The following is a 16,772-nucleotide window of genomic DNA, read 5'->3' on the forward strand; positions in this document are numbered from 1 at the left end:
GGGGTGGCGTCCTTCTCATTCGGAACCGGCAACGCGGCCAAGCTGGTCCGGTTGCCGTTGTATGCCCTCGGACGCATAGGTACGTTCCTGGTGCCACGCGGCGACACCTGGGTGTTCGGATGCGGCGCTGGCGTGGGCGACGGCGCGCTTGCCCTGCAGCGCGAGGCGTCGGATGCCGGGCACCGCACGATCTGGTTGACCCGGGATGCCCGCGATGAGGCCGACGCGAAAGCCCTGGGCATCCGCACGCGCCGGCGGGACGGACTGCGCGGTTGGTGGGCGACCGCCCGCGCCGGCGTGCTGGTGGTCACACACGGCCTCGGAGATGTGAACCGCTATGGCAGCAGTGACGGGTTCGTCGTGCAGCTGTGGCACGGCATTCCGCTCAAGCGCATCGGACTGGACTCACCCGTCACCGTCCAGGTGCCGAAGGGTATCCCCGGCGCAGCCCTGCTGGGCCGTGTGCTCACCGGAATGTACCGCCGTGCGGCGCAGCGCATCCGCATCCTCCCCGCCGCCTCGCACCGCTCTCGCGGACGCCTTGAATCGGCGTTCGGGCTGGGGGATGACCGCGTCATCGTCACCGGCGAACCGCGGGTCGATGTTCTCTCGACGGGCACCGCCGAACAGCGCGTCGCCGACGCGACCGCCGTCCTGACGCGCACCGGGCCGTTGCTGTCCGAGCAGAGCGCCCTGTTGTACGCGCCGACCTGGCGCGACGGCGCCGCAGATCCCGCCGTGCCCACCGCCGAGCAGTGGGTGCGCATCGTGCGGCTGCTCGAACAGCACGATGCCGTGCTGTTCATCCGCTCGCATCCGCTGGGCGAGGGAGCGTACGCCCCGCCGTGGTCCAGCGGACGGGTGCGGATGCTGGGAGCAGAGCTGCTGCCGGATGTGACCCCGGCGCTGCCCCGGATCGACGTGCTGATCACCGACTACTCGTCGATGGCCTACGACGTGGGGCTGCTGTCGATGCCGGTCGTGTACCTGGCACCGGACGTCGCCGAGTACTCCGCGACGCGGGGGTTCTACGGACGCTACGAGGACGTCGCCGGCGAGGACTACGCCCACGACTGGGAGACAGCGATCGATCGGATCGACGAGATGCTCGGTGATCCGGCGGCGTACTCACGGGCATCCGATCGCTCTGCCGCGCTCAGCGCGCACATGCACGCACATCGCGACGGGCGCAATGCGCACCGCGTGTACCAGGCCATCCGCGCGCGGGGGATCCCCGCGCCGAAGGGAGCACGATGACGACCGCTCGGATCGACGAGGACGCGCAGACGCTGATCATCGCGGGCACGGGCGCGCGGCCGGCCGCCGCGAGCCTGGACGGACCGCGCGCACGCCTGGACGCGAAGATGACCGGCGGCGGCAAGACGTGGAAGGCGACCTTTCCGTTGCGCGTCTCGCGGTGGGGCGGCGCAGAACTGCCGCTGCCCTCGGGGCAGTACGCGCTCAGCGTCGACGGCATCGATGTCGACGACCTTGCCGTCGAGCCGGTGTTGCTGCCCTCGCTACGCGTCTCGGTGCACGGCGCCGACGTGACGATCGCCCCGGCCATCGCGCCGATCTACGAGACTCCCGAAGGGCAGCGCACGCTCGAGGAGCGCTATGCGTCGCAGATCGGCGCCGGCGAGAACGCGGTCTTCTTCGAGAGCTTCTACGGGCAGACCGCGGGGTGCAACCCGCGGGCGATCGATCGGGTGCTCGCCGAGCGCGCCCCGGCCGTCACCCGCTACTGGAGTGTCACCGATCTGTCGGTGGAAGTGCCCGACGGCGCCATCGCCGTCATCGAGGGCGGACCGGAGTGGTGGCGGGCGCGTGCCGAGTCGCGGATGCTGATCGTCAACGACTGGCTGCGGCACAGGTTCGTGCGCAAGCCCGGCCAGCGTGTGCTGCAGACCTGGCACGGCACGCCGCTCAAGCGCCTCGCGCTGCACCGGCCCGGATTCGCGCCGCGGCGGATGGCTGCCGTGGTGAAGGAGTCGCGTCGCTGGGACGTGCTGCTGGCGCAGAACACGTACGCGGCGCGCATCCTGAAGAAGGCATACGCGTTCTTCGGTAAGCCGATCTGGGTCGACGGCTACCCCCGCAACGATCTGCTCGCCACAGCAGATCCGGCTCCGATCCGCGCCGCGCTCGGCATCGACGCCGATGAGCGCGTGCTGCTGTACGCGCCGACCTGGCGCGATGACCGTTCCGAGATGGTCGACTTCATCGACCCGCAGCAACTCGCGGTCGACACCGATTCGGTAGTGCTCGTGCGTGGTCACTCGCGCACCATCAAGCCCGGGCGTGATCACGCCGGCGCGCGCGTGATCGACGTCACCGGGTACCCCGAGACCTCGCGTCTGCTGCTGATCGCCGACGCGCTGATCACGGACTACTCGTCGGTGATGTTCGACTTCAGTGTCACCGGCCGGCCGATCTACTTCTTGGTGCCCGACCTGGAGCACTACCGCGGCGAGTTGCGCGGGTTCTACTTCGACCTGGCCGAGCGCGCGCCGGGGCCATTGGTGCACTCGCAGGAAGAGCTCGTGCGGGCCCTGGAAGATGCCGACGTGCCGTCTGCGTACGAACGTCGGTATGGCGCATGGCGGGCGCAGTTCAACCGGCTCGACGACGGCGAAGCGGCCGAGCGTGTCGTCGCGCGCATCCTCGACCAGGGGTGGCTGACCGCCTGACGGTGCCCGCCGGCGCTCAGGGCAGCGGGGTATTGCGGTCGCCGAGCCGTGAGGCATCGACGGTGTCGCCGGCGCCGCGCAGCACCCCGGCGAGGAAGCCGAGCCCCCAGGCGAAGTGCATGGTCGGTAGCACGGCCAGCGTCCAGAGGCGTTCTCGCAGTCCGCGGTGCCCCGACAGTGCGACAACGAGCACGAGTACGGCGTATGCGATCAAGGGCACGTACACGATCGAGGCGAGCACACCCGGAAGGCCGTGCAGCACGCCCGTCAGCTGCAGCACGCCCACGATCAGAGCAAGCGCCGTGACGAGCACCAACGCGGGTGGGGCGAAGAACCGCAGGCCGTTGCTGCGTCCGAAACGACGCACCAGTTCGCCGCGCCAGGCCCCGGTGGCGCGGAACTGGCGCGCCAGGCGCCACCAGTTCTCGCGCGGCCAGTAGGTGACCGAGAGTCGCGGGTCGAACCAGACCAGATGACCCGCCTCACGGATGCGCAGGTTCAGCTCCCAGTCCTCGCCGCGACGGATCGACTCATCGAACAGGCCGACCTCGTCGAGCACCTCGCGGCGCATCACACCGAGATAGGCGGACTCGGCCTCGCCCTCGCGCTCGCTGCCGTGGTAGGCGCCGCCGCCGAGCCCGACGGGGGAGTTGTACAGGCGCGCCACGGCGCTCTGAAACGGGGTGCGCCCGTCGGCGCGCATCACGCCACCGACGTTCGCCGCGCCGGTGCGCTCCAGCGTCTCCAGCGCCTGCCGTGCATAGCCGGGCGAGAGCTCGGAATGCGCATCGACGCGGATGACCGTGGGGTAGCGGCTGGCACGGATGGCGGCGTTCAGACCGACCGGGATGTGCGCGGCGGGGTTGTCGACCAGATGCACGCGTGTGTCGGCGGCGGCGAGGCGCTGCGCGAGCTCGGTGGTGCCGTCCGTAGAAGGGCCCAGGGCGAGCACGAGCTCGGTCGGGCCGTCGACGTCCTGTTCGAGCACGGAGCGCACGGCGTGCTCGAGGTAGTCGCGTTCGTTGAGCACGGGCATGACGAAGGAGACCCCGTCGGGCGATGGATGGTCTGTCTCGTGCACGATTCGATCATGTCATGCGGTGGGCGCCGCGCCCGGATGCCGGCACCGGCACGGCCGAGGCGATGGTGTTCGGGGAAGCGCCGTATTCTGGAGGGATGGGTGTCGTCTCGGATGGAAAGAAGGCTTACCGGCTGCTGAGAAAGGCACTCGCCTCTCGCGCCGCGGTGCAGCGGGTCAGGCGAACTCTGGCGCAACGCGAGCCGCACCCGCGCGACACGTACAAGATCGCGGTGTACTTCGCCGACGGCGCGGTCAACATGTATCAGATGCGGCAGTGGTACCGCCCGCTGGCACAGCTGGCTGAACGCTGGCCGGTGGTCGTGCTCTCGCGCAGCGCGACCGGCGCCGAGCAGCTGATCGCTGAGGACGGGCCGCCGGTCGCGTTCGTGCCGACGGTGCGCAACCTCGAGAAGTTCATCGCGAAGCAAGACATCCGGATCGTCTTGTATGTGAACCAGAACACCCGCAACTTCCAGATGTTCCGGTACGGCCGCCGCTGGCACGTGTTCATCAACCACGGTGAGTCCGACAAGATGTACATGACCACCAACCAGTACAAGGCGTACGACTACGCCCTGGTCGCCGGTCAGGCCGCCCGCGACCGGCTCAGCCGCACCCTGTGGGACTACGACATCGACCGGCGCACGATCGAGATCGGCCGTCCGCAGGCCGATCACTACTCCGGCACCCTTCCCTATACCCCGGACGAGCGCACGGTCGTGCTATATGCGCCGACCTGGGAGGGCGATCGCCCTTCTGCGCACTACGGATCGATCGCCACTCACGGCGAGACGCTCGTTCGCGGGCTGCTGGCAACGGGCCGGCACCGCCTGATCTACCGGCCGCACCCGCGTAGCGGTGTGGTCGACGATGCGTACGGTGCGGCGCACCAGCGCATTCTCACCGCGATCGCCGAGGCAAACGCGACCGACGCGACCGCTCACCACATCTACGACGACGGTCCCGAGCTGGGCTGGCAGCTCGCCGCTGCCGATGTCGCGATCGTCGACATCTCGGCGATGGTCTATGACCGACTCGCCTCGGGTAAGCCGTTGCTGATTACCCGCCCTGACGATGAGCGCGCTTCGATCGACACCAAGGGCTATCTGTCGGCGTGTGAATGGCTGACGGTCGATGGCGCCGGCGACATCGTCGCCGAGGTCGATCGTGTGCGCGGCGACGAGGCGGCGATCGAGCGTCTGGACACCTGGGTCACGCACTACTTCGGTGACACCACGCCGGGGGCGGCGACGGCTAAGTTCCATGCCGCCATCGAGCAGCTGATGCAGAAGTGGGATCACTGGCACGCGCGTGACAACATGCCGGCCGCGGAAGCATCGGAACACGACACCGCAGATCTCGACGAGGACGCGGTCTGAATGAACCTGCAACGCGCCTCGGGGATCGCCGGTCGTCTGCTGGTACTGCCCGAGTGCGGCTCGACGAACGCCGAGTTGCGTGGGCGCGCGTCGGATGCCACCGCCTGGCCGCATCTGTCGGTGCTGGTCACCGACTCACAGACCGCGGGGCGGGGGCGGCTCGACCGCACCTGGGACACGCCTCCCGGAGCCGCGCTGGCAATCTCGGTGCTGCTGCGCGACCTGCCGGAGAGTGTCGACGCGCGCGGATGGCTGCCTTTGGCCGGTGGGGTGGCGATGACGGATGCCGTCGCCGCACAGCTGCCCGGCCATGAAGTGGGCCTGAAATGGCCCAACGACGTGCTCGTCGACGGCCGCAAGATCTGTGGCATCCTCGCCGAGGTCGTCGGTGACGCGGTGATCGTCGGTGCTGGGGTGAACACCGCGATGACACACGCGCAGCTGCCGGTTCCAACGGCGACGTCGTTCGCCTGCCAGGATGCCGTTGCGGATGCCGATCGGCTGGTGGCCGACTATCTGAACCGGCTCGACGCGATCGTGCGCGAGCTGAGCAGAGCGGGCGACGCGATCCGATCGGGTCTGCACGCCGAGGCGACCGCGCGGTGCATCACGCTGGGACGCGCGGTGAACGTATCGCTGCCGGACGGCACATCGATGCACGGACGCGCGGTGCGCCTGGCCGACGACGGCAGACTCGTCGTCGCCGAGGAATCCACCGAGGCGGGCTGTGCAGAGAGCGAACGTGCGGTGTCGTCGGGCGATGTCGTGCACGCGCGGCTGGCCTGACGCGGCACGCTGACACGCCCTGCGGGTGCCGGGGATGTCGCATCCTGACGGCACAATGGAGGCATGACTCAGCCGGTGATGCTCGGAGGGCGTCCGATGATGCCCCCGCCTGGCGCGCCCGCCGAGGAACTGATCGTCGCGCGCTTCCGTGGCCATGCCCGGCGGCTGTTCTGGTCGGCACTCGTGCTGATCGCCGTGTTCGGCGCGACAGCCTACTTGTATGGCAACCTGCCCTCTCCGTATGAGAACTGGATGCTGCTCGCCGCGGCAGGCCTGCTGGTGCTGCTTCTCGTCGTCGCGCCGTATTTGCGCTGGCTGTCACGTACGTACACGATCACCACCCGGCGAGTGATCGTCCGCGACGGGCTCGGCGCGCGCAGCCGTCAGGAGCTCTCGCACACGCGCGGCTATTCGATCGCCGTGCGCCGCGGACTTCTGCAGCGTCTGTGGGGCGCCGGCACGGTCGTCCTCAGCAACGGCGTCGACGCACCGTTGCGCCTGGTGAACGTCCCCAGCGTCAATCTCGTGCATGAGGCACTGGCTGATCAGGTCGAGGTCAACCAGATCCTCGCCCACCGCGACGCGGAGCCCGGAACGTTCTGACCATCCGCGCCCTCGGAGTACGCGAGAATGGGAACGACGAAAGGGGCGCGGATGTCGGTGCGCGTAGGTGTGATCGGTGGTGGACAGCTCGCCAGGATGATGATTGCTCCGGCGGTCGAACTCGGACTCGACGTGCGTGTGCTCGCCGAGGACGAGGGGATGTCGGCCGCGCTGGCAGCGACGGCCGTCGGTGACTATCGCGACCTGGACGCGGTGCGCGCCTTCGCGCGTGACGTCGACGTCATCACCTTCGACCACGAGCACGTGCCCCAGCAGGTGCTGCGCGCCCTCGTCGCCGACGGTGTGCAGGTGCACCCGGGGCCCGATGCGTTGCAGTACGCGCAGGACAAGCTCGTGATGCGTGCCCGCCTCGCCGAGCTCGGTGTGCCGCAGCCGGACTGGGCCGCGGTGCACGATGCTCGCGAACTGCAGGCGTTCATCAACGATCACGGCGGCCGAGCCGTCGTGAAGACTCCGCGGGGCGGGTACGACGGCAAAGGTGTACGCGTCGTACGCGCGGGCCTCGAGGCCGCCGATTGGTTCGAGCAGGTGCCGGAGGGGGAGGCGCTGCTGGCCGAGGAGATGGTGTCGTTCACCCGTGAACTCGCGCAGCAGATCGCGCGGCGCCCGAGCGGCGACGTGGTCGCGTACCCCGTCGTCGAGACGGTGCAGCGCGGCGGCGTGTGCGCAGAGGTCATCGCCCCCGCGCCGAACGCTACGGAGCGTCTGGCCGAGGTCGCCGAGCAGATCGGACGGCAGATCGCCGAGGGAATCGGCGTCACAGGCATGCTGGCTGTCGAACTGTTCGAGACCGACGATGAGCGCATTCTGGTCAACGAACTGGCCATGCGTCCCCACAACAGCGGACACTGGAGCCAGGACGGTGCCGTGACGGGCCAGTTCGAGCAGCACCTGCGGGCCGTCGCCGATCTGCCGCTGGGCAGCACCGCACCTCGAGCACCCTGGACCGTGATGGTGAACATCCTCGGCGGACCCGCCGAGGGCACGCTCACCTCGTGCTTCGCACCGGCGATGGAGCAGCACCCCGAGGCCAAGATCCACACCTACGGCAAGGCGCCGCGTCCGGGACGAAAAGTCGGCCACATCAACGTCGCCGGCGCTGATCTCGATGACGTCGTCTACACCGCCCGCGCCGCCGCAGTGCATTTCGAGTGAGTGATCCGCGTCGCTGCGAGTGCGCGCCGTTGCGCCGTTCTCCCAGCGGCGCGCACTAGCCTGTACGAGTGACTGAGCCGCTGCATTCCTCGAGCTCGCCGCTGGTCGGCGTCGTGATGGGTTCCGATTCCGACTGGCGGGTGATGAGTGACGCGTCCCAGGCGCTCACCGACTTCGGCATCCCGCACGAGGTCGAGGTCGTCTCGGCCCACCGCACACCCGACAAGCTGATGAGCTATGGCCGGGAAGCGCGCAGCCGTGGCATCCGCGTCATCATCGCCGGCGCCGGAGGAGCCGCTCATCTGCCGGGCATGATCGCCTCGGTGACCGCGCTGCCCGTCGTGGGTGTGCCCGTGCCGCTGGCGTACTTGGACGGCATGGACTCGCTGCTGTCGATCGTGCAGATGCCGGCCGGAATCCCCGTCGCGACCGTGTCGATCGGCGGGGCGCGAAACGCAGGGCTCCTCGCCGCACGGATCCTGGGCACGTCCGATCCGGAACTCGCCGACCGCGTAGAGGCGTACGCACGTGAACTCGAAGGCCAGGTGGAGCAGAAGAACCAGCGGTTGAAGGACTCGCTGTGACATTGGCAGCACCGCGTGCCTCCGATCAGGGCGCACGCCCGCTGATCGAGACGCGGCCGCTGCTCAACCCCGATGCCTCTGATGCCGACCTGATGGGTCGGCGTGCCTGGTGGCTGGTCGTCCTGAACGTACTTATCCCGGGCTCGGCGCAGGTGCTCGCCGGCAACCGCAGGCTCGGCCGCTTCGGACTCGGTGCGACCCTGTTCGGCTGGTTCCTGCTGCTGGTCGCCGCGGGCCTTGGTCTGTTCGCCCGGCCCGCGCTGGTCTGGCTCTTCGCCGGACCGCTCGCGTGGTTCATGCTGACGCTCGTGCAGGTGTTGCTGCTGGCTTATGTGGTGCTGTGGGTCGTGCTGACGATCGACACCCTGCGGCAGGTGCGCCTGGTCAAGGTGCCACCGATCTCGCGGTGGGCGATTCCGCTGGCATCCGTTCTCGTACTGGCCCTGGTGGCGTCGGCGACGGTGTATGCCTCGTCGGCGGTGGCGTCGGGGCGCGGGGCTCTGACGACGCTGTTCGGCAGCGGCGGGCCCAGCCTGCCGCCCAGCGACGGCTACTACAACATCCTGCTACTCGGCGCCGACAGCGGCGACGGGCGCGACTCGATGCGCTTCGACAGTATCTCGGTCGTCTCGGTCAACGCCGACACCGGTGCCGTCACGATGACGGGCATCCCACGCGAGCTCGCCGGTGCGCCGTTCAGCGAGGGCAGCCCCATGCGTGAGCTGTACCCGGATGGTTTCGAAGGGCATTCGGACCAGGCCTGCGGCTGGGAGCCGTGGATGAACCACATCCGCAATGCCGCCGAGGTCTGTCGGGACGATAAGGGAACGGGGCTGTATCCCGATGCGGCGACGCACGGGTCCGCTCCCGGTATCGAGGCGACGAAGGACGCTGCCGAGGGTGTGCTCGGCATCGAGATTCCGTACTACGTCTTCGTCGACATGGATGGTTTCGCAGCGCTCATCGATGCGCTGGGTGGGGTTGACATCACTGTCATCGAGCGGCTGCCCAAGGGGGGCGGGCCGGCTTACCCGAACCAGCCCGCCGCGGACTGGGCGATCGGGTGGATCGAGGCAGGCGATCAGCACATGGACGGTGACACGGCGCAGTGGTACGCCCGTTCGCGGTACACCACCAGCGACTACGACCGCATGAGGCGTCAGCGCGAGCTGCAGGTCGCCATCCTGCAACAGTTCACCCCGCAGACGGTGGTGACACGGTTCAACGAGATCGCGGCCGCGGGCACGCAGCTGATGGAGACCGACCTTCCGCAGGACAAGCTGCCCGAGTTCTTCGACCTGATGATGAAGGCGAAGGAGCAGCCCGTCACCGAGATCGAGCTCGTGCCCGACAACGGCATCGTCGAGGGCGACCCCGACTTCGATTTGATTCGTCAGATGGTGCGCGATGCCCTTCATCCGCCAGAAACGGACGCGCCTGCCGAGTGACCTCACGCGCCCGCGGCGGTGCGTCGGAGGCTCTCAGGAAGGCGTCGATAGCATGACGACATGAGTGTGCAGTTGCGGGTTGTTCTCGATCAGACGGTGCAGGTCGTCGACGCCGATCAGGCGCGTGCGGCGCTGGCACTGACCGTCGGATTGGTGCAGACAGCGCCGCGCGGTTGCGCCGTATCGGCGATCGTGCCGAGCGGCACCGACCTGCAGATGCCCGGCGTGCAGGACGTGCGGATGCTGGCGCTCGGGCGCCGTGAACTGGCCGGCGCGTGGCAACTGGGAATCACCCCCGGCGTCGGAGGTGGGCTCATCCATTCCCCGAGTCTGATGGCGCCGCTGGTGCGTCACGACCGGCTGCACGACAACGACCAGACCACCGTCACGCTGTGGGACCTGGATGCGTGGGAGGCGCCGCACGTGCTGTCGAAGTCTGTGGTCGGCTGGCACAAGGCGATGCTCAAACGGGCGGTGAAGCACGCGGACGCCGTCGTTGTGCCCTCGCACACGATGGCCGAGCGCGTCGCGGGCCTGGGGCGGTTGTCGGACCGCATCCGGGTCATCGCCGGCGCTGCTCCGCAGGGTTTCGCGGAGCCGGCCGATGCGGCGCAGCGCCGCGACGATCTGCAACTGCCCGAACGCTACGTGGTCGTGACGGGTGATGTCGAATCGATGACTGGCGGACTATCCGCAGCCGCGCGAGCCGATATCGACGTCGTGGTGCTCGATGCTGCCGACGGGACCGAGCCGCAGATCGCGGATGCGGCTGCAGCTGCCGGGTTGGCCGAACGGCGCGCGCACATCCGCGGACGCCTCGACGACGCCGACCGGGCATCTGTTCTCGCCGGAGCGGCCGCTGTGGTCGCCACCTCCACCTCGACGGCGTGGCCGTGGCGTGCGGTCGAGGCGATGGCACTGGGCGTGCCCGTTGTCGCCGTCGACTCGGGGACTCACCTCGACGTCATCGCCGACGGCGGACTGGTGGTGCCGGCGGATGAGATCACGGATGCCCTCGAAGATGCGCTCGGCGCGGGGGAGAAGCGGCAGCGGGTACTCGCCGCCGACCGTGCACGTGCGTTCTCGTGGGCGAGCTCCGCTGAGCGGGTGTGGGGGCTGCACGCCGACCTCTGAGCCAGTCTGCGAAGCGCCTGACAGGGCGGGGGACACGCCGCGGAAATCGCCCGATATTCTGCATCAGTGGCATGATCGTGCAACTTCAGTCACACTAATAACATGGCTTCACCTGGCATCCGCAGCGCGCGCGCGACTCTATCAGTGCGCTGGGCGGTGACGCTGCTGACGATTCTCGGTCTTGTCATCGGCACCGCGGCGCCCGTTTCGGCAGCATCCGTGCCGGTGGCTGCGCCGGCCCCGGCGGCGGCCGGTCTGGCAGCTGGACCGGTGAAGACGTCTCTTGTGGGCTGGAACGCCGGGAACATCATCAGCGATGCGGTCTTCACCAACGAAGCAACCATGACCGAATCGCAGATCCAGTCGTTCTTCAACTCGAAGGTGTCGACCTGCCGTGGCGGCAGCGATCAGTACGGGCCGATCATCTGCTTGAAGGACTTCCGCATCGATTCCGTTTCGATGCCGGCCGACAAGTACTGCAAGGGCTATACGGGGGCGAGGAACGAGAGCGCGGCCCGCATCATCTACCGGGTGTCGCAGGCATGTGACATCAACCCCCAGGTGCTCATCGTCATGCTGCAGAAAGAGCAGGGGCTGGTCACCCACACGTGGCCCAGCAAGTGGCGCTACGACATCGCCCTCGGGCAGGGGTGCCCAGACACCGCACCGTGTGATCCGAAGTTCGTCGGCTTCTTCCACCAGATCTACGGCGCTGCCCGCCAGATGCAGCTCTACATGGAGGGGCGCTACTTCACCTGGTATGCGCCGGGTAAGACGTGGAACATCCAGTACAACCCAAACAAGTCGTGCGGTTCCTCGCCCGTTCGAGTCGAGAATAAGGCGACGTCGGCGCTGTACTACTACACGCCTTACCAGCCGAACGCCGCAGCGATGAAGGCGGGCTACGGCACCGGTGACTCGTGCTCGGCGTACGGCAACCGCAACTTCTACAATTACTTCACTGACTGGTTCGGGCCCGCGAAAGCGGCCGTGCCCGGAGCGCCATCTGGCATCAGAGCTTCCGCGGGGGATCGCCAGGCGACAGTCTCCTGGGCGGCACCCGGTGCCACGGGCGGCGCTCCGATCACTGCGTACACGGTCACGGCGCAGCCGGGTGGCAAGACTGTGAGCACGACCGGTGCGACCACGGCAACGATGACGGGCCTGGCGAACGGCACTGCGTACAAGTTCACCGTGAGGGCGACGAACATCGCCGGAACCTCGGCGGCGTCGAGCGCATCCGCTGCTGTCACGCCGCAGTCACCGGCCCTCACTCGTCAGGGTGGTGCGTCGCGCTATGAGACGGCGGTGGCTGTGTCGAAGGCGGCCTTCCCGACTGCGGGTGTCCCTGTGGCGTACGTGGCGAACGGTCAGGACTTCCCGGATGCTCTGGCGGGTGCGGCAGCGGCGGGTGTGCTGGGTGGTCCGGTGCTGTTGACGAGGCCGGATGCCCTGCCTGCTGAGGTGGTCGCGGAGTTGAAGCGGTTGGCTCCGCAGCGCGTGGTGATCCTAGGGGAAGCGGGTGTGGTCTCGACGGCTGTCGAGCAGCAGGTGCGCGCGATCGCGGCATCGGTGACGCGTCAGGGTGGTGCGTCGCGCTATGAGACGGCGGTGGCTGTGTCGAAGGCGGCGTTCCCGACTGCGGGCGTTCCGGTGGCGTATGTCTCCAGCGGACGGGACTTCCCGGATGCTCTGGCGGGTGCGGCAGCGGCGGGTGTGCTGGGTGGTCCGGTGCTGTTGACGAGGCCGGATGCCCTGCCTGCTGAGGTGGTCGCGGAGTTGAAGCGGTTGGCTCCGCAGCGCGTGGTGATCCTCGGGGAAGCGGGTGTGGTCTCGACGGCTGTCGAGCAGCAGGTGCGCGCGATCGCGGCATCGGTGACGCGTCAGGGTGGTGCGTCGCGCTATGAGACGGCGGTGGCTGTGTCGAAGGCGGCGTTCCCGACTGCGGGCGTTCCGGTGGCGTATGTCTCCAGCGGACGGGACTTCCCGGATGCTCTGGCGGGTGCGGCAGCGGCGGGTGTGCTGGGTGGTCCGGTGCTGTTGACGAGGCCGGATGCCCTGCCTGCTGAGGTGGTCGCGGAGTTGAAGCGGTTGGCTCCGCAGCGCGTGGTGATCCTCGGGGAAGCGGGTGTGGTCTCGACGGCCGTGGAGCGGCAGCTCAGCGCCCTCATGTAGGCGTGAGAGCGCATCGACGTTGCGTGAGCCATCAGGTCGGGTGCAATAGGATGATGAGGCCGCGGCGGTCGCCACCGTCGCCGTTCGAGTGAGTAGGCCCGTGACTGATACCCGAGATCTCTTCATCACCGTGCCGCGCTCCGACTTCGACACTCCCGGCAAGAGCCATGGACTGATCGATGTCGTGCGCTGGCGCTATCTGCTGCGCCTGCTGGTGCGCACCGGCGTGACGACGCGCTACCGCAACTCCGTTCTCGGCTGGTTGTGGTCCTACGTGCGGCCGGCCGCCCAGTTCCTGGTGTTCTGGATCGTCCTCGGCATCTTCATGGACCTCGATCGCGTGCCGAACTACGCGGTCTACCTGTTCTCGGGCATCGTCGTGATCAACCTGTTCTCCGAGGGTTTCAAGAACGCGACGACATCGATCGTCGGGAATGCGGCGCTGGTGCGGAAGGTCTTCCTCCCGCGGCAGCTGTTCGCGGTCTCCGCGGTGCTGGTCTCGCTCGTCCACTTCCTGCCCCAGGTTGGACTGCTCCTGTTCGTCTGCCTGCTCATGGGCTGGGCGGCGCACATCACAGTGCTTGGCGCACTCGCCGCTCTGGCGGGTATTGCGATCGTCATGGTCTTCTCCCTGGGGCTCGGTCTGTTGTTCGGTGCGGTGAACGTGCGGTTCCGCGACGCCGAGAACATCGTCGAGCTGTTCCTGCTGCTAGCCACCTGGGCTTCTCCGGTGCTGTACTCCTGGACGATGGTGCAGGCCGCGATCGTCGACAAGCTGCAGTGGCCGCACTGGCTGCTCGAGGTATACCTGCTCAACCCGATCACCCAGGGAGTGCAGCTGTTTCACTACGCCTTCTGGCGACCTGCGACGCAGGAGCTGGTGAACGCGTCGAAGTACATCGGCGACCCGCTCATGCCGCTGTCTCCGAACTTCGGCATCAACACGCTGTGGACAGCGCTGATCGCCGTGGCCACGCTGCTGCTCGGCCAGATGGCGTTCCGACGCCTCGAAGGAAAGTTCGCCCAGGACCTATGAACCAGACAGCGAAGCGTCCGAGCATCATCGTCGATGACGTGCACAAGAAGTTCACGCTCAACCATGCGTTCTCGCTCAAGGACACGGTCGTCTCATGGATCCGACGTCGCAAGCTCACGTCGACCTTCGAGGCACTCAAGGGCGTTGATCTCGTCATCAACGAGGGTGAGTCGGTGGCCATCCTCGGCATGAACGGCTCAGGCAAGTCGACCCTGCTCAAGCTGATCTCGGGCGTGATGGAGCCCGACGCCGGCGAAGTGCTCACCCGAGGCCGCGTTGCCGGACTCATCGAGGTCGGTGCAGGCTTCCACCCCGAACTCTCCGGCCGCGAGAACGTGTATCTGAACGCGGCGATCCTGGGAATGAAGAAGCGGGAGATCGACGAGCTCTACGACGAGATCGTGGCATTCAGCGAGATCGAGGAGTTCATCGACCAAGAGGTCAAGCACTACTCCTCCGGCATGTTCCTTCGGCTCGCGTTCGCCGTCGCGATCCACGTACGACTCGACGTCCTTCTGATGGACGAGATCCTCTCCGTGGGCGACGTGCCCTTCCGTGAGAAGTGCCGCAAGAAGTTCGAGGAGCTCATCGCCGCGGGCAAGACCCTTGTCGTCGTCAGCCACGACATGGAGATGGTCAGGGACCTCTGCACGCGCGGTGTGGTAATCAGCAAGGGCGAGGTCGTCTACGACGGTGAACTCGAGGGAGCGATCGCACTCGTGGAGGTCGCCTGATGCTGGAGTGGCTGGTGCAGCTGCCCGTCCTGCTGGTAACAGCGGGTCTGGTGTTCGTACCCGGGGTTCTCGCACTGTGGTTCGTGGGGCTGCGCGGGCTGCCGCTGCTGGCGTCCGCCCCCATATTCACGGTGGCGGCGACGGCAGTGATCGCGCTTCTGCTCGGCGAGGTCGGCGTCGGTTGGGGGCCGTTGCCATGGGCTGCGGCCATCGCAGCGTTGATCCTGCTGGCCGCGCTGGTCGGGCGCTGGGCCGTCGGCAGGCTTGATGAGGGAGCGCGGTCGCCGGTGCGGTGGCTGCTTCCCGCAGCGATCGGCGTTGGGGTCGCGATGTCGACCTGGCGCGTCGTTGCATACGTGCAGGACCCCTCGGGGGTCTCCCAGACCAACGATGCCGTCTTCCACATGAACGCGGTCCGGTACATCCTCGAGACCGACAACGCTTCATCTCTGCACGTGAACTCCGTCATCGGCGGACGCGGCTTCTACCCGGCGGCCTGGCACGCGGTCGTATCGATGATCGTGCTGCTGACCGGCGCGGAGATCACGACCGCGGCCAACATGCTCACGCTCGTGATCGCGGCGATGATTTGGCCCCTCGGGATCGCGTGGCTCACCCGAGCCGTAACGACCTCATCGACGGTCGCGGCATATGCGGCGGTCCTTTCCGGGGCGCTGCAGACCTTCCCTCTGCTGATGTTCCAGTGGGGCGTGCTGTTCCCGAACGCGCTGTCGACGGCGATGATCCCGGCGGCGGTCGCTCTCGTTATCACCGTGCCGCGCTGGATAGGCGCGACTCGTCCCGTCGCGCACGTCGTCCGCATCGCGCTGCTGATCCTGGTGGCGGTCTCGGCGATCCTGCTCGCCCAGCCCGCCGCCATCCTGCCGTGGATGGCGATCAGCGCCGGGTGGGTGACATTCCAGATCTTCGTGCGTCGCGCCGAATGGGGCGCGACGCGTGTGGTGGGCGCTCTCGTGGTGCTGTGGGCCGTCGTGGGCGGTGTCTGGCTGTATCTCGCGCAGGGAACATCCGGGTCGCACTGGGCGCCGTTCCGCGGCAAGCTCGAAGTCTTCCTGGACGTGCTGTTCAACGGGCAGGTGCTGATCCCGTTCGCCTTCGGCATCAGCATCCTCATGCTGATCGGCCTCGTCGTCGCTGCCCGTGTCGCAACGCTGCGCTGGTTCGTCTTCGCATGGGCAGGGATCTCCGCCCTCTACCTTCTCGTCGCCGCCGTCGGCGCACCGATGGTCCGGGTCGGGCTTCTGGGCGCCTGGTACGCCGATCCCTATCGGATCGCCGCACTCGCCCCTATCGTGGTCATCCCGATCGCAGCCATCGGAGCAGACGCCGTGACTCGGGCCGTCGCGGCGAGGATGCGACGCCCTACGGAACCCATGTCGACCCTCGTGGGCCTCGCAGCGAGCGTCGTGTTCATGATCGTGCTCATCACGGTGCGACCTGTCGCCATGCCGGCCGTCACGCAGGGAACGTACGACCGTGAATCGCGCTATGTCGCTGCCGCCGATGCGTACCTCAATCCGGACGAGCGCGAGCTGCTCGAGTCGCTGGATGAGCTTGTTCCGGCTGATGCTCGGGTGATCGGAAACCCATCCACCGGTTCGGGCTTCGGCTACTTCCTGAGCGGCATCGACGTCTATCCGCGCACCTGGGCTGCCCCGCGGACACCCGACTGGAACATTCTGGCAGTTGGTCTTCGCGACGCTGCCACCGACCCGGCGGTCTGCAGCGCGCTCATGGCCTACGGCAATCCGCAGTACGTCGTCGATTTCGGCGCAGGCGAGGACGGCCCCGGAAGGTACATCATGCCGGGCATGACCGATTTCGCCGGGCAGCCCGGATTCGAGCTCGTCAACTCCGTCGGCGACGACGCCTCGCTCTGGCGGATCACGGCGTGCGCTCAGTAGAGTCCTCAACCGGCTCGCTAT

14 protein-coding genes are annotated in these 16,772 nt (G+C 67.7%); 13 read left to right on the plus strand and 1 reads right to left on the minus strand.

The window, feature by feature from the left end; translation table 11 throughout:
• The first annotated feature begins 3 nt into the window (after positions 1-3).
• Positions 4-1,257 (plus strand): CDP-glycerol glycerophosphotransferase family protein, encoded by a 1,254-nt coding sequence (locus tag PTQ19_RS04965; protein ID WP_274368680.1) that lies wholly within the window; start codon positions 4-6, stop codon positions 1,255-1,257.
• Positions 1,254-2,690, plus strand: coding sequence for a CDP-glycerol glycerophosphotransferase family protein (locus PTQ19_RS04970; RefSeq protein WP_274368681.1), 1,437 nt, complete (start codon positions 1,254-1,256; stop codon positions 2,688-2,690). The genes PTQ19_RS04965 and PTQ19_RS04970 overlap by 4 nt, the downstream gene beginning before the upstream one ends.
• A gap of 16 nt (positions 2,691-2,706) precedes the next feature.
• Here the strand turns inward: PTQ19_RS04970 and PTQ19_RS04975 are convergent, their stop codons facing one another.
• On the minus strand, positions 2,707-3,771 hold the full coding sequence (locus tag PTQ19_RS04975; RefSeq protein ID WP_274368682.1) for a glycosyltransferase family 2 protein: 1,065 nt from the start codon (positions 3,769-3,771) through the stop codon (positions 2,707-2,709).
• Between the two features lie 95 nt (positions 3,772-3,866).
• Here PTQ19_RS04975 and PTQ19_RS04980 point away from each other — a divergent pair, with 95 nt between their 5' ends.
• The 11 genes from PTQ19_RS04980 to PTQ19_RS05030 all read left to right on the plus strand — a co-directional run bounded on the left by PTQ19_RS04980 (position 3,867) and on the right by PTQ19_RS05030 (position 16,751).
• Entirely contained in the window at positions 3,867-5,150 is a 1,284-nt protein-coding gene (locus PTQ19_RS04980; RefSeq protein ID WP_179411912.1) for a CDP-glycerol glycerophosphotransferase family protein, read from the plus strand.
• A complete protein-coding gene (locus PTQ19_RS04985) occupies positions 5,151-5,936 on the plus strand; it encodes a biotin--[acetyl-CoA-carboxylase] ligase (protein WP_274368683.1) in 786 nt (261 codons plus the stop codon).
• Between the two features lie 63 nt (positions 5,937-5,999).
• Positions 6,000-6,539 carry a PH domain-containing protein gene (locus PTQ19_RS04990; RefSeq protein ID WP_179411315.1) on the plus strand — a complete coding sequence of 180 codons (540 nt, stop codon included), beginning with the start codon at positions 6,000-6,002 and terminating at the stop codon, positions 6,537-6,539.
• Between the two features lie 51 nt (positions 6,540-6,590).
• On the plus strand, positions 6,591-7,715 hold the full coding sequence (locus PTQ19_RS04995) for a 5-(carboxyamino)imidazole ribonucleotide synthase (protein ID WP_206823428.1): 1,125 nt from the start codon (positions 6,591-6,593) through the stop codon (positions 7,713-7,715).
• A gap of 116 nt (positions 7,716-7,831) precedes the next feature.
• Positions 7,832-8,299 carry a 5-(carboxyamino)imidazole ribonucleotide mutase gene (gene purE / locus PTQ19_RS05000; protein ID WP_179411911.1) on the plus strand — a complete coding sequence of 156 codons (468 nt, stop codon included), beginning with the start codon at positions 7,832-7,834 and terminating at the stop codon, positions 8,297-8,299.
• Positions 8,296-9,747, plus strand: coding sequence for an LCP family protein (locus tag PTQ19_RS05005; RefSeq protein ID WP_274368684.1), 1,452 nt, complete (start codon positions 8,296-8,298; stop codon positions 9,745-9,747). Before purE ends, PTQ19_RS05005 begins: the two co-directional genes overlap by 4 nt.
• A 60-nt stretch (positions 9,748-9,807) precedes the next feature.
• Complete coding sequence (locus PTQ19_RS05010; protein ID WP_274368685.1) at positions 9,808-10,881, plus strand: glycosyltransferase; 1,074 nt, start codon at positions 9,808-9,810, stop codon at positions 10,879-10,881.
• Positions 10,882-10,983: 102 nt separating this feature from the next.
• Positions 10,984-13,056, plus strand: coding sequence for a cell wall-binding repeat-containing protein (locus tag PTQ19_RS05015; RefSeq protein WP_274368686.1), 2,073 nt, complete (start codon positions 10,984-10,986; stop codon positions 13,054-13,056).
• A 100-nt stretch (positions 13,057-13,156) separates the two neighbouring features.
• Positions 13,157-14,092: an ABC transporter permease gene (locus PTQ19_RS05020; RefSeq protein WP_274368687.1), complete on the plus strand. Its 936-nt coding sequence runs from the start codon at positions 13,157-13,159 to the stop codon at positions 14,090-14,092.
• Positions 14,089-14,826 (plus strand): ABC transporter ATP-binding protein, encoded by a 738-nt coding sequence (locus tag PTQ19_RS05025; RefSeq protein ID WP_222445593.1) that lies wholly within the window; start codon positions 14,089-14,091, stop codon positions 14,824-14,826. Before PTQ19_RS05020 ends, PTQ19_RS05025 begins: the two co-directional genes overlap by 4 nt.
• Positions 14,826-16,751 (plus strand): DUF6541 family protein, encoded by a 1,926-nt coding sequence (locus tag PTQ19_RS05030; protein ID WP_274368688.1) that lies wholly within the window; start codon positions 14,826-14,828, stop codon positions 16,749-16,751. The genes PTQ19_RS05025 and PTQ19_RS05030 overlap by 1 nt, the downstream gene beginning before the upstream one ends.
• Positions 16,752-16,772 lie beyond the last annotated feature (21 nt).

The organism is Microbacterium esteraromaticum, assembly GCF_028747645.1.
Taxonomy (GTDB): Bacteria; Actinomycetota; Actinomycetes; order Actinomycetales; family Microbacteriaceae; genus Microbacterium; species Microbacterium esteraromaticum_C.

What these genes read in the sequence shown, in the direction of transcription:
- PTQ19_RS05025 (WP_222445593.1), top strand. Translation starts at nt 14,089, where the DNA reads ATGAACCAGACAGCGAAGCGTCCGAGCATCATCGTCGATGACGTGCAC.
- PTQ19_RS04990 (WP_179411315.1), top strand. Translation starts at nt 6,000, where the DNA reads ATGACTCAGCCGGTGATGCTCGGAGGGCGTCCGATGATGCCCCCGCCT.
- PTQ19_RS05030 (WP_274368688.1), top strand. Translation starts at nt 14,826, where the DNA reads ATGCTGGAGTGGCTGGTGCAGCTGCCCGTCCTGCTGGTAACAGCGGGT.
- PTQ19_RS04970 (WP_274368681.1), top strand. Translation starts at nt 1,254, where the DNA reads ATGACGACCGCTCGGATCGACGAGGACGCGCAGACGCTGATCATCGCG.
- PTQ19_RS04980 (WP_179411912.1), top strand. Translation starts at nt 3,867, where the DNA reads ATGGGTGTCGTCTCGGATGGAAAGAAGGCTTACCGGCTGCTGAGAAAG.
- purE (WP_179411911.1), top strand. Translation starts at nt 7,832, where the DNA reads ATGGGTTCCGATTCCGACTGGCGGGTGATGAGTGACGCGTCCCAGGCG.
- PTQ19_RS04995 (WP_206823428.1), top strand. Translation starts at nt 6,591, where the DNA reads ATGTCGGTGCGCGTAGGTGTGATCGGTGGTGGACAGCTCGCCAGGATG.
- PTQ19_RS05010 (WP_274368685.1), top strand. Translation starts at nt 9,808, where the DNA reads ATGAGTGTGCAGTTGCGGGTTGTTCTCGATCAGACGGTGCAGGTCGTC.
- PTQ19_RS05015 (WP_274368686.1), top strand. Translation starts at nt 10,984, where the DNA reads ATGGCTTCACCTGGCATCCGCAGCGCGCGCGCGACTCTATCAGTGCGC.
- PTQ19_RS04985 (WP_274368683.1), top strand. Translation starts at nt 5,151, where the DNA reads ATGAACCTGCAACGCGCCTCGGGGATCGCCGGTCGTCTGCTGGTACTG.